Below are 16,276 nucleotides of genomic sequence, written 5' to 3'. Positions count from 1 at the left end.
TTGTTTTATTTGCTCGTGTAGCGTGTCGTTGCCCTTAGTAAACAAGCAAGCTGTAAGAGTTTTTGAAATCTGGGGTTATACTGTGAGTTTATGACGATAAGTTACAGGAGTTGAAAGCGATCGCTCCAAAGGATTGCCATATTATCAAGAGCTACTTAAGAATAACCTCCACCAAACATACTCTCGTAGCGTAGGCGTAGCCCGTCCTAACCATAGCCAAGAAATTACTGAGGACGGTGAATCTCAAACTCGATTATATTAGGAAGTTTTGGACAAAAATAGATTTTTATTCAAAAAAACAGTAGTCAGGAAATGAAGGCGTATTAATATAGTGGATTTCTTAAACCATGCCAATTTGAAAAAAGAATGCAATATCAATATATAGATATAAGAGAGTGTGCGAGTGTGCGTTCTGATTAGCAAAAATTTTTTAAATTGGCATCAGTATAGTATTCATATAGATGACAGTAAAGGTCAACTATAGCAATCTGATTTGATTTCTGAGTTAATCGTAGGGACTAGGGACTGGGGACTGGGGACTGGGGACTGGGAAGAAGGAATAAAGCTGTACTGAGTTTTTTTCACGCAATCAAATATGAGTCCTATAGTACTTATAGATATATAAATTTATTCCTCTTCACTTCATTGATTCTTCATAAAATCAGTATTGTATGCGTTTACAATTGTTTGTGTATCGATTTAACGTAGTATGTGCTTTTTGTTTACAGCTATTTTCAGGTAAATAGACCACGCGGTAGGGGTACAAAGCCTTGCGTCCCTACGACAGATATGATTCAAATACATGAAAACTGCTGTAATACCGTTTATTTGTGAAGCTGCATATAATTCACCCCCAATGGTATCTCTGCACGCGAACTGTTCGAGAACGTTATTCGGATAATGTAGGAACTCTGATGATTTCAAGGATCGTGCGATCGCAAACGAAGAGATCGATGGTACATCACTGTCAATGCAAGGATTCTTTTAGATTAACCACCTTGTATGGTAATTTCTAAGCTTGATAAATAAATGTAAAGAATAAGTTGGCATTGCATAAACTTTGCTTTCTAGCTTGATGAATTAACTAAGAAACTAAAAAGTTGAAGGTACAAGATTGAAAATATCTTGTTATCTCCTTAATTAGTTGCTTCAACAACATAGTTCTTCTAAAGGAGAAAAAATGAGTACATTAGAGCAAAGTCTTAGTCAATTCCGAGCTTTACCAAAACCAGAGTCATCTCGATTAATTGACTTTGAAGAAGCAGAAATTCGTCCTGGTATAGTAAATGACACTTATATTTTAGTTGTCAGAGGAACGAAACCATACTTGAATTTGGAAGTGAATCTTGTGCCACTTGTATACGTCCAGCAACCTGAATATTGGGGAGTTGAGGTCGTTGGTACTTTGCCCGGAATTGGACTACCAGCGATCGCACCTTATATAGTTTCTCTGCCAGTAGACGGCATTCGTGGCAAACAAGGTATTGAAGTTATTGGCGCTAATGGTTCCAAGCAACTACCTTTTCTAGATGTTAAGTATTCCTAATTCCCGATGTAAATATGTGTAGAACCACCATCTTAAAAGCTGTTACAAAAGCATAAAAAACGCCAGAAAATTTATTTTCTGGCTATTAGCTCAAGTTGGTTGAAACGGACTAAAAATACTTTATTAGTCCGTTTCAACCAATTCTTGCTATTAGAGGTTGTTTGAAAAGTCTCATTTATTACTTGCCTAAGTGATTGGAAATCACGCCTACACAATCAAAACCTACTTTCGCAGAGGGTTAAAAACCCTTGTAACGCATAACTATTTTGATACGCTTCCAGACTGTAGATTTGGACGATCGCAGCTGAGTTAAGATTTTTGGCAATTGTGTACTGATTGCAAAACTGCAACAGATCGCTGAAACTGAGATATGAATTTTTGAGCAGCTTATATTACTACAGGTAATGAGTCAGTTTCTCAGTACCCACAAGAAACTAGAGTTCTGGAACCATTGTAGATTTCTTTACTTATGTCGTATCCAGGAATACTGACCATACTGCTAAACCCTGGTGATTTCTAAATTTATTGTTCTCAAATCAGTAACATCAGTTTGTATGTGTTTTTTCATACAAGCAACTAGAGCAAATTATCGCAGTAGATAGAACTGTATTTGATGTCCCAAATTCAAAGGCGAATAGCCGTTCAGAAACGAGAACATCTTGCTATAAGAAAGAAAAGTTGTTAGTAAAGCCTTAAATAATACTCAAAGAAGAAACCAAAGGAAAAGGTGAGAAAAAACCCACCTCTTAAGAATCGATATGATAGACAAGTAAACAAAATTTAAAAAATATTTATCGAATGGTAGATCAATCATCTGGCTTGTCCAAGGTCAAAGACTCAATAACACAAAAACTCTTCTTGGGTAATGAACCTAATGCGGAGTTAATTGCAATTCTCACCGTTTACTTTGTCCAAGGAATTTTAGGGCTATCGCGTCTAGCCGTTAGCTTTTTTCTCAAAGATGAACTACTCCTGAGTCCAGTCCAGGTATCGGCGCTATTGGGAATTGTCTTCCTACCTTGGATGATCAAGCCGGTGTTTGGTTTCATCTCTGATGGCTTGCCTATATTTGGCTATCGTCGCCGTCCTTACTTGATTTTATCCGGGATACTGGGAACTGCTTCTTGGATGAGTCTGGCCACAATAGTTCATACTAGCTGGGCAGCTACCTTAGCGATCGCTCTTGGTTCTCTTAGTGTCGCTATGAGTGATGTCATCGTTGACTCGTTGGTTGTGGAACGAGCCAGAGGCGAATCGCAAGCAAAAGCCGGTTCATTACAATCTCTGTGCTGGGGTGCTTCTGCGATCGGAGGTTTAATAACAGCCTACTGTAGCGGTCTACTACTTCAATACTTTACTACCCGTACCGTCTTTGGGATTACCGCTTTATTTCCTCTGATCGTTTCAGGGGTGGCTTGGTTAATTGCTGAGTCTCCCGTTAGCAAAGATCCTGAAGATAGTAATCAGACCAACTCTGTACCAATCAAACATCAACTGGAACAGCTACGCCAAGCCATTAGCCAAAAAACAATTTGGCTACCAACGGCGTTTATCTTCATCTGGCAAGCTACCCCAAATGCTGACTCAGCCTTTTTCTACTTCGCTACCAACGAACTCCACTTTGAACCAGAATTTTTGGGGCGAGTAAACTTGGTGGGAAGTTTCGCTTCTTTGGCAGGTGTTTGGATTTTTCAACGTTTCCTCAAAAGCATCCCTTTTCGCGTGATTTTTGCTTGGAGTACTGTGCTTTCGTCACTTTTGGGGATGACGATGCTGTTGTTGGTAACTCACACAAACAGGCTATTGGGTATAGATGACCACTGGTTTAGTTTGGGTGATAGCCTGATTTTGACTGTGATGGGAAAAATTGCCTTTATGCAAGTGATGGTGCTAACAGCAAGGCTTTGTCCTTCTGGTGTGGAAGCAACATTATTTGCCTTGTTAATGTCAGTCTATAATTCAGCTGGAACGGTTTCCCATGCAATCGGAGCATTAATCACTTATTGGCTGGGGATCACCGCAACAAACTTTGAGTCACTTTGGCTCTTGGTGTTAATTACTAACCTCAGCACCCTATTACCCTTACCATTTATCAAATGGCTACCTGCTGCTGAAGAGCAAACTGAGACACTCAAAGATGAGGAACAAGCGTTTTTGCCAGATTTGATGTCTGAGTTGGTACTGAGAGAACCAGAGTCGAAAATAGTCGAATAGTGTAATAAATCTCACGCCAATTCAAGCCATTGCGCTGCCTTGCCGTGTTAGCAACTGGCATAGTAAAGCCGCAAAAAAACTATTAGTGGCTACATATTTTCGTGCAAAACAACCAGAAAAAACCAAGTATATGCATTTGAAAATTCAAGAAAGCTTAGTTACAGAAAAATCCTACACCCGTGCAGACTGGCAAGGAGGATATCAATCTCTCACCGAAGAGTTTGATTATTGGATTGATGATATAGAAGGGCAAATTCCCAGAGAATTACAAGGTACGCTGTTTAGAAATGGCCCTGGTTTGCTGGATGTGAATGGGCAACCTCTTCATCACCCCTTTGATGGGGATGGGATGATTAGCAAAATTACTTTTACAAACGATCGCGCTCATTTTCGCAATCGCTTTGTCCGCACAACTGGCTATTTGGCAGAGCAAAAGGCGGGAAAAATTCTCTATCGCGGTACTTTTGGTACTCAAAAACCCGGCGGTTGGTTAGCTAATATTTTTAACTTTAAACTCAAAAATATCGCCAATACAAATGTTATCTATTGGGGCGGTAAACTGCTAGCAATGTGGGAAGCGGCTGAAGCATATCGTCTCGATCCTTATACTCTTGAAACGCTAGGAAATGAATATTTTAATGGTGCTTTGTCAGCAGGTGAAGCTTTCGCTGCACATCCCCGCTTGGAAAATAATTGTGAGCAAGATGGAGGCGCACCTTGCCTAGTCAACTTCTCGATTAAGCCGGGATTATCTACCACAATTACTATTTTTGAGCTAAACCCAGCGGGTGAAATTGTCAGACAGCACGCTCATAAGGTTCCAGGTTTCTGTTTCATTCACGATTTTGTCATTACTCCCAATTACTGCATCTTCTTTCAAAATCCTGTTAAATTTAATCCCATACCTTTCGCTTTGGGAATACGTGCGGCGGGAGAATGTATCAAATTTCAGCCAAATCAGCCAACTCAAATTTTAATTATTCCCCGCTTCCCCAAAGCAGGGGAAGAAGAGATAAAATTTCTGGAAACTCAGTCGGGTTTTGTCTTCCACCACATTAATGCTTTTGAGGTAGGAGGAGAAGTTTTGATTGACTCCATTTGTTACCAAAATTTGCCAGAAGTGAAACCCAACAGCGATTTTCGACAAGTTGATTTTGAAGCTTCTTCACCTGGGCAACTTTGGCGATTTTCTCTGAATTTAAAGGATGGGATAGTACGGCGGGAATTGATTGAGAGCCGATGTTGTGAATTTCCCAGTATACATCCGGCGAATGTGGGACGCCCTTATCGATATCTATATATAGGTGCGGCTCATGCAGAAACTGGTAATGCTCCCTTACAAGCATTGTTGAAAATTGATTTAGAGTCTGGAGAAAGACAATTTTGGAGTGCTGCACCCCGTGGTTTTGTAGGTGAACCGATTTTTGTCCCGCGCCCAAATTCCGAAAAGGAAGATGATGGTTGGATATTAGCTTTGGTTTATGATGCTGCTCATCACCGCTCAGATTTGGTAATTTTGGATGCTAGTGATTTCTCTAAAGGAGTAATTGCACGGTTACATCTGAAGCATCATATCCCCTATGGTCTGCATGGAAGCTTTACTTCTGAGGTTTTTGGGGAAATTTGATCCCCTATTTGGGTGAAACCATTTTTTCGCTGGCAATAATATGCAAATCGATGTTTTTGAGCAAGCGCACCAATTTTTGCGTCAAAGATCCTTTGAGGAGCATTTGCCAGCGCGATCGCTGACTTTCACCGATTACAATTTGAGTAATCCGGTGTCTCTCGGCGACTTGGGCGATCGCATTAGCTATATTACTGTTGGTAACACGAAGAAAAGTACCTTCAAATTCTTTACAAAGTTTCTCACAAGTGTGGATATGCAAGCTTTCTTCTTTGGTGAGGAAGCGTTCTGGATCGGCAACAAACAAGGTATAAAGCGGCGCATTCATATAGTTAGCCAACCTTGCACCCCGGCGTAACAGCTGCACTGAGTTGGGATAAGTAGATACACATACCAAAACCCGCTCGTGAATATTACAAAATTGTCCGTTGGGAGTAGAGGCGATCGCATTTTCTTCTACGTTGTCTGCCACTTCCCGCAAAGCCAACTCCCGCAAAGCAATCAGGTTACGGCGTTGGAAAAAATTATCGAGGGATTGTTGGATTTTTGGCTGCGCGTAAATCTTCCCTTCTAATAACCGTTCTTGCAGTGTTTCTGGTGTGACATCTACTACCACTATTTCATCTGCTTCATCCATAATCCTGTCAGGAACCCGCTCCCGGACTACCACACCTGTAATTCTGGCTACTAAGTCGTTGAGACTTTCCAAATGTTGCACATTCATGGTGGAGTAGACATCAATCCCAGCTGTCAAAACTACTTCGACATCTTCGTAGCGCTTTTCACGTGCAGAACCAGGGACATTGGTATGGGCAAGTTCATCGATTAAAACTAATTGCGGCGATCGCTTTAAAATAGCATCTGTATCCATATCCGTTAGCGTCAACTCACCGCGAGGATATTGCTTACGGGGTATAATTTCCAGTCCCTCTGCCTTTTCAGCCGTCTCCTTGCGTCCGTGGGTTTCCAAAAGCCCAACGACAACATCAATTCCTTCCTGTTTGAGTGCGTGTCCCTCTTCCAACATTCGGTAGGTTTTGCCTACTCCAGGAGCCATACCAATAAAGATTTTATGCTTACCCCGCCGTCGTGCCGGATAAAGCGAGTAACTTGCAGAATTTAAAGGTGTGCCAGCCGAACCAGTATTGGTCATTTGTCCTTTGTCATTGGTCATTTGTCATTGGTAAGGATTTTAAGCCTATTTTCGTTTCGTAGCATAATTTGGTTTATTCCCGCCCACTTACTTAGTACTCCTACTTCATCGGAAACGAAAACAGCGCTTTACCCATGCCCAATGCTCCATGCCCCATGCCCATTTACTGATTTTGCTGACGATTAATATCTTGCAAGTCAAGAGCATAATTCAATCGCAGAACATTGACTCCTGGTTCGCCAAAAATCCATAAAAATCTGTCATCAGTATACTTATTAATTAAACGTAAAATCTCATCTTCTTTTACTCCCCGCGCACCAGCAACCCGTGTCAATTGCTGCCGTGCTGCTTTCAAGGAAATATGCGGATCTAAACCCGAACCAGAAGTATAAATTATATCAGCTATCGGTTGAAGATTTTCCTCTCGCAATTTATCTGCCTCTTCTAAAATCCGCTTCAGTAATTCTGGATTGCTGGCAGCGAGATTGCTAGCTCCAGATATGCCAGTTGGCTTGGCTTTTTTTCCTTGACTATATCTAACAGTACTAGGACGAGAATGGAAATATCGCTCAGATGTGAATACCTGACCGATTAAAGCCGAACCAATTGGTTCATTACTTAGATTCCACACGATACTGCCATTAGCTTGATAGGGCAAAAAAACTTGACCCACTACAAGAATTATCAGCGGATAGATGATTGCAGTCAACAACCAAAGCATTAGAGTTATAAAAATTGCTCTGATAGTTTCTCGAATAATAGTCATAAAAAGTTTTCCAATTGCGCCTAGAATTTAATTTTTAATTTTTAATTTTTAATTCTTTTGCCCACCTAGCAGGATGTTACAAGATGCTGTTAGCAACAGCATAAACAACTGGGGCAGTTACCACATTCAAGCACAGCAAGATAAAAATAGCGAGTGGTAGATGTTGTTTATGCCATTGCGACTAAACAAAGGATATCGCCAAAGCAGTGCTGAATGAAAACGATATTTATTCATATTCTTCTTGTCCCTCCTATCAACAGGTAAAAGTAAAAATGTTTATTATTTTACTTTGGTCAAGATGCGATCGTTTCTCAGCGTCTCTACTTTTGCTATCCTTAAGCTAAACCTACAAGTGTAATCAGTACATCGATCAACTTAATTGCAATAAACGGTGCAATCACGCCACCTAAGCCGTAAATTAAGATATTGCGTTGGAGTAACTGATTAGCTGTCAGCGGTCTAAACCTCACACCCTTTAATGCCAAGGGAATCAAAGCAGGAATAATCAAAGCATTATAAATCAATGCTGAGAGTACAGCAGATTTAGGGCTAGTCAAATTCATAATATTCAGGCTTTGCAAATTAGCAGCGACAAATATCACTGGAATAATTGCAAAGTATTTAGCAATATCATTAGCGATGGAAAATGTCGTCAATGCCCCGCGAGTAATCAACAATTGCTTACCAATACCAATGATATCGAGTAGCTTTGTCGGATCGGAGTCCAAATCGACCATGTTAGCGGCTTCTTTTGCAGCTTGCGTTCCTGTATTCATCGCCACGCCGACGTTAGCTTGAGCTAATGCTGGTGCATCGTTAGTTCCATCTCCCGTCATGGCAACTAGTTTGCCTGCGGCTTGTTCCTGTTTAATGATACTGATTTTGTCTTCTGGTGTGGCTTCGGCAATGAAGTCATCAACCCCAGCTTCTTTAGCAATGACAGAAGCGGTAATTCGGTTGTCTCCAGTTAGCATGATGGTACGTACTCCCATCCGTCGCAGTGCAAGAAAGCGATCGCGGATACCAGGTTTAACTATATCTTTGAGATAAACAATCCCATAAATTTCGTTATCTAAGCTAACTGCTAGGGGTGTACCTCCCAAGCGGGAAACTCGTTCGTAGGCAGCATCCAATTCTGGCGTATCGCGTCCGTTGCGGGAACGGACAAATCCTTTAATGGCTTCTACTGCTCCCTTTCTGGCCTCATACCCACCAGGTAAATTTGTGCCACTCATCCGAGTTTTGGCAGAAAAACTGATTCCTTCTGCCTGAGTGGAATCAAAATCAAACCGTGCGCCTAACTGTTCTGCTAGTCGGACAATGGATTTTCCTTCTGGTGTATTGTCAAAGACACTAGCCGCCCAAGCAACATTAGCAATTTCTGACATTGAATGACCGTTGAGGGGAATAAACTCTTCCGCCAGACGGTTGCCGAGGGTAATTGTACCTGTTTTGTCGAGAAGTAAAGTATTGATATCACCACAGGCTTCGACTGCTCGTCCTGATGTGGCAATGACGTTAAATTGGGCAACTCGATCCATACCAGCAATACCGATGGTACTTAGTAAGCCGCCAATGGTGGTAGGAATTAACGCTACTAATAGGGCAATTAAAATTGGGACGCTGACTGGACTGTTGACATAGTAAGCAAGTGCAGGCAAGGTGACTACGACTAACAAAAACACTAAGCTGAGAACTGCCAACAATACCGTGATGGCAATTTCATTGGGTGTTTTGCTGCGTTCTGCTCCTTCTACCAAGGCAATCATCCGGTCAATAAAGCCTTTACCTGGGTCAGTAGTTATACGGATAATTAGTTCATCTGAGATAATCCGCGTTCCACCAGTGACGGAACTGGCAACATCGGAGCCTGATTCTTTTAATACTGGTGCAGATTCTCCAGTAATTGCCGATTCATCCACTGAAGCAACACCCATGATGACTTCACCATCGGCGGGGATGATATCGCCAGCAACGACGTAGATGGTATCGCCCTGTTTAAGGCTGGTGGATGAAACTTCGCTAAGTGTGCCATCGGCAGCAAGTTTTTTAGCGATCGCCTCTAACTTTGTTAACCGCAAGGCATCGGCTTGGGCTTTACCCCGCCCTTCTGCCACTGCTTCGGCAAAATTGGCAAACCAAACTGTAAAGAATAAAATCCCCGATAACAAGGCGTTGAAACCTTGTGGGTTCTTTTGAAGAGTTGGGCCAAATAGGTTGGGATCGATCGTTAGCAATAGGATGATGATTGTACCTACCCAAACCACAAAGATTACTGGATTTTTGATTGCATACTTAGGGTTGAGCTTGACAAAAGCATCTCTAATTGCTCTTAAGTACAGCCACTTATTATTTGCCCTAGTCTTTTTACGTTTTTGGCGGCGATCGCCAGAACGAGAACTTGGGCGTCTAGCTTTGAAGTTAGTTGCCACTTGATTCATAAATAAAGTTAGCAGTGAGAAGTTAGGAGTTATAGGAACTTCTAATAAAAAAATATCCAACCTGTAGGATGCGTTACTAACGCATCCTACGAAACCGAATAATTTATAAGATAACGGCAAGAGCCAGGAGGAAATAAGTATGAATGAAAACTTTAGTTCTGAGTAATTACCCAGTTAAAAATAAGATACTGGTACGAGACGCATAGTGCAAGATATAGCTGAGTGCTGTTAGCGAGGCGTTGATCCCGTGCTGAGTAAACCTAGTAGTTTGCTCTCATGAACTTGGCGGGGTAAAGGGAGAAAGGTTTTAAATCCCTTCAGGACTTACGCACTCAAATCCCCCAACCCCCTTAAAAAGGGGGCTTTAGAAGTTCCCCCCTTTTTAAGGGGGGCTAGGGGGGATCTAGGTTTCAGGCTTCAGTGCGTAAGTCCTGCCCTTACCCTTTCCCCTTTACCCCTTACCCAGCCCTCACAAGCACATTTTTGGCTTGGCAGACTACTAGTTGCTTCCAGGTTTTGAGCAATCAACACTGTTCTAACATCATATCTGACTACAGCTATATAACCTTTCTTGCTTAAATCTCACACTTTTAAGTCTGGGTTACTCCTTCCTCCTGCCTCCTGAATTACTTTTTGATATTTTCTTAATTTCAAACTTATAACTCATAACTTTTCTAACTGCCAGATGCTAGTTTTAAACCCTCGGCTATGGGGCCTAAAGCCAGAACGGGAAAGAAAGTTAATACTCCCAAAACCAGCGTTACCCCAGCTGTGATACTAGTAAATACCAAAGAATCAGTTCTTAGGGTAGCAGGAGTTTCTTCTACTGGTTGTTTGCGAGACATCCCGTCAGCTAGCAGCAAGATAGCAATCATCGGAATGTAACGTCCTCCGATTAGGCTAACTATTGTACTCAAGTTCCACCACAGGGTGTTATCCCCCAAACCCTCTAAGCCCGAACCATTATTTGCTGCTGCTGAGGCATATTCATAAACTACTTGAGAAATACCGTGATAGCCAGCGTTGCTAATTCCAGATAGGGAGATGGGATAAGCCAAAGCGATCGCACTGGGAATCAAAACTAGAATTGGGTGAATCAACAGCACTACGCTGGCGAGAACGATTTCCCTTTTTTCAATTTTGCGTCCTAAAAACTCTGGAGTACGTCCTGCCATGAGTCCAGTCAGGAACACTGTGAGAATTAAGTAAATAAATAAGTAAGCTGTTCCAGTTCCTTGACCACCCCAGATAACCTGGATAAATAAGTTGAAGAGAGTCGAAAATATTCCTTGCGGCATCAAAGAATCGTGCATCCCGTTCACAGCACCAGACATAGTAGCAGTAGTCATCACTGCCCAAAATGCTGTTTGTGCCCAACCAAATCGAACTTCTTTCCCCTCTAAATTGGGCTGTTCTAATCCAAAGGCGGTATTAACCAGGGGATTACCTTGCAGTTCTCCTACGGCTGTCACTCCCACGAGAATCACAAAAATCACGAACACCATCCAAAAAAGTAGCCAAGCTTGTTTGATGTTATTGGCAAATATACCGTAGGTGTAAATCAAGGCTGCTGGTATAGAAATCATGGCGAGCATTTCTATCAAGTTAGAAGCGCCATTGGGATTTTCAAAGGGATGTGCTGAGTTGACGCCAAAAAAGCCGCCACCGTTCTCGCCCAAAAGTTTGATCATTTCAAAGGATGCCACCGGGCCTCTGGCCAGATATTGCGTCCCGCCTTCTAAGGTTTGCACATCCATAGTTCCAGCTAAGGTTTGTGGTACACCTGTTATAAGTAAGGCGATCGCGCCAATAATTGAAATCGGCAGCAATATTCGCGTAATTCCACGGACGAGATCGACGTAAAAGTTTCCCAATCTTTTACCCGTTAACCCGCGAATAAAGGCAATTCCCACAGCTAAACCTGTGGCTGCGGAGGTGAACATCAAAAAGCCTAAAGCTGCTACCTGGCTAAAATAGCTTAAGGTTGTCTCACCTACATAGTGTTGTTGGTCAGTATTCGTTACAAATGAAATTGTTGTATGCAGCAATACATCCCATCTGGGCGAACCGAAGCCGTTTAGATTCCAGGGTAAGAGTCTCTGAAAATAGATCAAGAAATACACTGAAATACCCATAATCAAATTAAAACAGAGTATGGCCCGGATATACTGCCAAACCGTCATGTCATCTTTTCTCCGAACACCCGCAAATACGAACATACTCCGCTCTATGGGGTTCATTAAAAAATCAAGCAGTGTTTTTTCTCCCAAAAAGACACGAGCTATGTATTTTCCGAATAATGGAGTGATTGCTATGACAATACATAGCGTTAAGCCAATTTGCAAAAAACCTTGTCCCATATATTTCGCGCTAAATTAAATTTAAGTAGTAGCAAGCCAATTCTTAGAAATAATAGATTAACTGTAGGAGTATTTGATTTCAAGGGATTTTCCTAAACAGTACTGAGTACAAAAAGCAATAATTGCACTCAGCATCAAATCAGTTCCGAGTATTAAGTGCCTCGGCTGAGAGTAGTAAGATTCATAAGTACTAATTTTTACTCATAACTTGTTACTCAATACTGGCTGAACGTACCACTACGGCTAAGATAACTCCTGAATATTTTCAGTTATGACTATTTTCTAGATACTTATTAAAGTTTTCGTTAAGAATATTTAATTTTGACTCTTAATTTATCTATCTCACTACTTAGGACTATTTGTTTATACAATACATTTTGCAAGTTTGCTACTTTCAAAGAATATAAATATCATAAAGTATTTTCTTAATGGGATTAGGGTTTTGGAAGATAGTGGTAGAGACGCCGCTTCTTGTGGGCAACTACCCAGTTTCCATTATCCAGTCTTCTTTATTGCATTTGGAGAATCGTAATTTTCGGGTTAATTCTTAAGTTGGCATTTGCAGATATAGATTGCAGATAACTCATAATTGGTCAATTAAATAGTTATACAGATTGGAAAATCAAAATTTTTTAGTAAATCATAAATGACGATGTTAAGTCGATTATTGACTATGAAAGAAGCGATAAATGAGCGGGGAAAGACTTATGGGCTAATAGCGATCGCCTTTGCGATCGTGATAGTGTTGGAATTTTCAACACCACCTGAGTACGTATTTGGCTACCTTTACACAGGGACGATTTTGTTAGCAAATTCACGATTGAATCGGGGTGCTGTGTTGGGGATCACTCTTGCAGCTACAGGATTAACATTATTAGACTTGCTTGTTCCCGGAAGAGAAATACTTTATCTCTCAACATTGGCAAATAGGCTGATTGCAGTGTTGGCGTTGATGGTAACGGGTTGGTTAAGTGACCGCAACCACCGCAATGAAGAAGCGATCGCTTATACCCAAGCACAATTACGCTCCCAAGAACAACTAGCGATCATGCGTGAAGATTTTGTTTCTACCCTAACGCATGATTTGAAAACACCTTTATTAGGAGCAATTGAAACGCTGAAATATTTTCAAAATGAGCAATTCGGTAAAATCACGCCCATGCAAGCAAAAGTATTACAAACAATGGCTCGCAGTCATCAGAGTACACTGCAATTAGTCCAAACGCTTTTAGATGTGTACCGCAATGATGCCGAAGGACTGAAACTACAGATATCACCAGTTAACTTGGTGACAATAGCGGAAGAAATCGTTGCTACCCTAACAGAACTAGCGAAAACACGCCAGGTTTATATTTCTCTGCACTATGGCGAATCAGATTTTCGCAGCTTTCTCTGGGTAAATGGCGATTCTTTGCAACTTGGGCGAGTCTTCAGCAATCTCCTGAGTAATGGCATTAACCATACCCCTCGTGGCGGTAAAGTGGAAGTAGTATTTGAAGGTTATTCTAGCGATCAAGTGGTAAAAATACTCGATACTGGTTCCGGGATTACCGAAAAAGAGTTACCTCACTTATTTGAGAGATTTTATCAAGGAAATAGCGATCGCCACGTCACTGGCTCTGGGCTAGGACTTTATTTGACCAGGCAAATTATTACTGCTCATGGGGGTACAATTTGGGCAGAGAATCGCTCACCACGCGGCGCACTGTTTGGTTTCCGACTCCCAGCTTGTCCGCCACCGGGAAGATGAGAAATCAATTCAAAATTCAAAATTCAAAATGACGCTCGCGGACTCGCTAACGCTGCGCTAACAAAATTCATGGATTAAAGAACTTCTGCTCCCTGCCTCCTGCCCAATGACCAATGACAAATGACAAATGACAAATGACAAATGACAAATGACAAATGACAAATGACAAAAATCTTACTAGTTGAAGATGATGAATTATTTCGGCTTGGTTTGCGAATGCGGTTACAACAAGAAACCAGTTTGGAGATTGTCGCAGAAGCAGAAGATGGGGAACAAGCTGTAGAATTAGCCAATCACTATCCTCTGGATTTGGTCTTGCTGGATATAGGTTTACCAGGGATTGGCGGGATTGAAGCTTGTCGTCAAATCAAGCAGAAGCACCCAAATTTACCAATTCTCGTTTTAACGTCTCGTTCTGAAAAACCCCTGATTTCGCGGTTAATTGCCGCTGGGGCGCAAGGTTACTGCCTTAAAGGTATTCCGGCTGAGTCTTTGATATTAGCAGTGCGATCGGTTGCTGCGGGCGCTTCTTGGTGGGATCAAACGGCAACAACTGAAATTAGAGCCGCTTTTGAGGGTAATTCGATAGCGGTGCAGTCTGGAAAAACTGAGGAATCTTTAGAAAATCCTTTAACGAAGCGGGAGCAAGAAATTTTGGCACTGGTAGCAGCTGGCAAAAGCAATCAAGAAATTGCTGAAATTCTCTACATTGCCCCTGGTACAGTGCGGGTTCATGTCCATGCTATTTTACAAAAACTAGAAGTACGCGATCGCACTCAAGCCGCAGTCTTAGCTATTCAAAAAGGATTGGTAGCACCAGAATTGTTGATTAATTAGATTTATTGGGCATTTGTCATTTGTCATTTGTCATTTGTCATTGGGCATTGGGCATGGGGAATGGGGCATTGGGCATTGAATCTTCAATTTTGAATTTTGTTAGCGCAGCGTTAGCGAGTCCGCGAGCGTCATTTTGAATTTTGAATTTTGAATTGATTTCTCCCCTACTCCCTAATCCCTAATCCCTTTTCCGATTTTGAAAATTGCGATGAGATATTAGGCTGCTCTATGGGAATTTCGATCGCAAACTCTGCTCCTTTGCCCACAGATGAGTTACAGCTTATATTTCCTCGGTGTTTTTGGACGATAATCTGATAGCTAATGGATAATCCTAGTCCACTACCTTTACCCACAGGTTTTGTGGTAAAAAATGGGTCAAATAAACGCGATCGCAACGACTCTTCAATACCAAGACCATTATCAGCGATCGCAATTTTGACTAGGTTCAAGTCTGTCACCTCTGTATGAATCCAAATTTGGGGAGGAGAAGATTGATTCCCTATTCCCCATGCTTCATTTCCCATTGCTTCATCTGGAAATTGATTACCTGCTCCCCACTTTCCATTCTCTACTCCCTCCTCTATTGCATCAATAGCATTATTCAACAAATGCATAAATACTTGATTTAGTTCACTCGCATAACAAGTGACTAGGGGCAAGTTACCATAATCTTTCACTACAACAATTGCCGGACGATTGGCTGTTTCCCTGAGCCGATGTTGTAACATCACTAAAGTGTTTTCGATGTCTTCATGGATATTGACTCGTTTCATCTCTGCTTCATCATGCCGAGAAAAATGTTGTAGCGCCAGTACAATTTCCTGAATGCGATCGGAGCCTCTATACATTGCACCTATCAGATTTTGCAGATCCTTAATGATAAAATTCAAGTCTATATCTTTGGCTATCTGCTGAATTTTTGGTGTGGGTTTGGGATATTCTTGCTGATAGACCTCAATCATCTTCACTAGGTCTTCCACATATTGACCAGCATATTGGAGATTTCCATAAATAAAACTGATCGGGTTATTAATCTCATGAGCTAGTCCAGCTACTAACTGTCCCAGCGCCACCATCTTTTCGTTCTGAATTTGTTGAACTTGAGAGGCTTTCAAGTTGTCAAGAGCCTGTTGGAGTAAAAAGTTTTGTTCTTGCAGTTTAACTTGGAGCAAGCGTAAATTAATCTGATTTTCAATACGCAATACCACTTCTGCACCATGAAAAGGTTTGGCAATATAATCTACACCACCAACATCAAATGCCTTTACCTTATCGACAACATCATCCAGAGCGCTAATAAAAATTACTGGGACTTCACTAGTTTTATCGTCAGCTTTTAGTTGTTGACAAACTTGGTAGCCATCCATACCTGGCATATTGATATCCAGCAAAATCACATCGGGCAAAACCATTTGACATGCAGTCAGTGCCATTTTACCGTTTAAGGCTTTGCGAACTTCAAAACCTTGTGCAGTCAACATCGCTGATAAAAGCCGCAGATTATCTGGGGTATCATCGACCACCAAAATATTTCTTTTCTGATGGTTAGTTTGATTAAAATGCATTATTGATCAAAGTTACGCGT

At 41.5% G+C, this 16,276-nt stretch carries 10 protein-coding genes and 1 pseudogene; 5 read left to right on the top strand and 6 right to left on the bottom strand.

Annotated features, from left to right (window positions below):
- The first annotated feature begins 1,180 nt into the window (after window positions 1–1,180).
- Complete coding sequence (locus tag RMZ42_RS12015) at window positions 1,181–1,546, top strand: hypothetical protein (protein ID WP_322671652.1); 366 nt, start codon at window positions 1,181–1,183, stop codon at window positions 1,544–1,546.
- A gap of 251 nt (window positions 1,547–1,797) precedes the next feature.
- Here RMZ42_RS12015 and RMZ42_RS34695 read toward each other — a convergent pair.
- Window positions 1,798–2,041, bottom strand: a pseudogene (locus RMZ42_RS34695) (hypothetical protein); the annotation flags it as partial.
- Between the two features lie 303 nt (window positions 2,042–2,344).
- Between RMZ42_RS34695 and RMZ42_RS12010 the strand changes: the two are divergent.
- On the top strand, window positions 2,345–3,760 hold the full coding sequence (locus RMZ42_RS12010; protein WP_322671651.1) for a folate/biopterin family MFS transporter: 1,416 nt from the start codon (window positions 2,345–2,347) through the stop codon (window positions 3,758–3,760).
- A 130-nt stretch (window positions 3,761–3,890) separates the two neighbouring features.
- Entirely contained in the window at window positions 3,891–5,387 is a 1,497-nt protein-coding gene (locus tag RMZ42_RS12005) for a carotenoid oxygenase family protein (RefSeq protein ID WP_322671708.1), read from the top strand.
- A 4-nt stretch (window positions 5,388–5,391) separates the two neighbouring features.
- Here the strand turns inward: RMZ42_RS12005 and RMZ42_RS12000 are convergent, their stop codons facing one another.
- From RMZ42_RS12000 to kdpA, 4 genes are all read right to left on the bottom strand, one after another.
- Window positions 5,392–6,537, bottom strand: a complete 1,146-nt coding sequence (locus RMZ42_RS12000; RefSeq protein WP_322671707.1) for a universal stress protein — start codon at window positions 6,535–6,537, stop codon at window positions 5,392–5,394.
- 163 nt (window positions 6,538–6,700) lie between these two features.
- Window positions 6,701–7,303, bottom strand: coding sequence for a K(+)-transporting ATPase subunit C (gene kdpC / locus RMZ42_RS11995; protein ID WP_322671650.1), 603 nt, complete (start codon window positions 7,301–7,303; stop codon window positions 6,701–6,703).
- A 335-nt stretch (window positions 7,304–7,638) separates the two neighbouring features.
- The gene (gene kdpB, locus RMZ42_RS11990) at window positions 7,639–9,744 is read right to left on the bottom strand and encodes a potassium-transporting ATPase subunit KdpB (protein ID WP_322671649.1); all 2,106 of its coding nucleotides are present in this window, start codon (window positions 9,742–9,744) and stop codon (window positions 7,639–7,641) included.
- A 674-nt stretch (window positions 9,745–10,418) separates the two neighbouring features.
- Entirely contained in the window at window positions 10,419–12,104 is a 1,686-nt protein-coding gene (gene kdpA, locus RMZ42_RS11985) for a potassium-transporting ATPase subunit KdpA (RefSeq protein ID WP_322671648.1), read from the bottom strand.
- Window positions 12,105–12,756: 652 nt separating this feature from the next.
- On the opposite strand from kdpA, the gene RMZ42_RS11980 reads away from it, so the two are divergent.
- Together RMZ42_RS11980 and RMZ42_RS11975 are read left to right on the top strand one after the other, a co-directional pair.
- Entirely contained in the window at window positions 12,757–13,854 is a 1,098-nt protein-coding gene (locus tag RMZ42_RS11980) for a HAMP domain-containing sensor histidine kinase (protein ID WP_322671706.1), read from the top strand.
- A gap of 162 nt (window positions 13,855–14,016) precedes the next feature.
- A complete protein-coding gene (locus tag RMZ42_RS11975) occupies window positions 14,017–14,691 on the top strand; it encodes a response regulator transcription factor (protein WP_322671647.1) in 675 nt (224 codons plus the stop codon).
- A gap of 164 nt (window positions 14,692–14,855) precedes the next feature.
- Here the strand turns inward: RMZ42_RS11975 and RMZ42_RS11970 are convergent, their stop codons facing one another.
- The gene (locus RMZ42_RS11970) at window positions 14,856–16,256 is read right to left on the bottom strand and encodes a response regulator (protein WP_322671646.1); all 1,401 of its coding nucleotides are present in this window, start codon (window positions 16,254–16,256) and stop codon (window positions 14,856–14,858) included.
- Window positions 16,257–16,276: the final 20 nt, after the last annotated feature.

This window comes from Nostoc sp. DedQUE05, assembly GCF_034530955.1.
In the GTDB taxonomy this organism is placed as follows: domain Bacteria; phylum Cyanobacteriota; class Cyanobacteriia; order Cyanobacteriales; family Nostocaceae; genus Nostoc.
This window is presented reverse-complemented; position numbering and strand designations above follow the sequence as displayed.

Coding starts and splice junctions, on each gene's coding strand:
- RMZ42_RS12015 (WP_322671652.1), top strand. CDS start 1,181: ATGAGTACATTAGAGCAAAGTCTTAGTCAATTCCGAGCTTTACCAAAA.
- RMZ42_RS12010 (WP_322671651.1), top strand. CDS start 2,345: ATGGTAGATCAATCATCTGGCTTGTCCAAGGTCAAAGACTCAATAACA.
- RMZ42_RS12005 (WP_322671708.1), top strand. CDS start 3,891: ATGCATTTGAAAATTCAAGAAAGCTTAGTTACAGAAAAATCCTACACC.
- RMZ42_RS12000 (WP_322671707.1), bottom strand. CDS start 6,537: ATGACCAATACTGGTTCGGCTGGCACACCTTTAAATTCTGCAAGTTAC.
- kdpC (WP_322671650.1), bottom strand. CDS start 7,303: ATGACTATTATTCGAGAAACTATCAGAGCAATTTTTATAACTCTAATG.
- kdpB (WP_322671649.1), bottom strand. CDS start 9,744: ATGAATCAAGTGGCAACTAACTTCAAAGCTAGACGCCCAAGTTCTCGT.
- kdpA (WP_322671648.1), bottom strand. CDS start 12,104: ATGGGACAAGGTTTTTTGCAAATTGGCTTAACGCTATGTATTGTCATA.
- RMZ42_RS11980 (WP_322671706.1), top strand. CDS start 12,757: ATGTTAAGTCGATTATTGACTATGAAAGAAGCGATAAATGAGCGGGGA.
- RMZ42_RS11975 (WP_322671647.1), top strand. CDS start 14,017: ATGACAAAAATCTTACTAGTTGAAGATGATGAATTATTTCGGCTTGGT.
- RMZ42_RS11970 (WP_322671646.1), bottom strand. CDS start 16,256: ATGCATTTTAATCAAACTAACCATCAGAAAAGAAATATTTTGGTGGTC.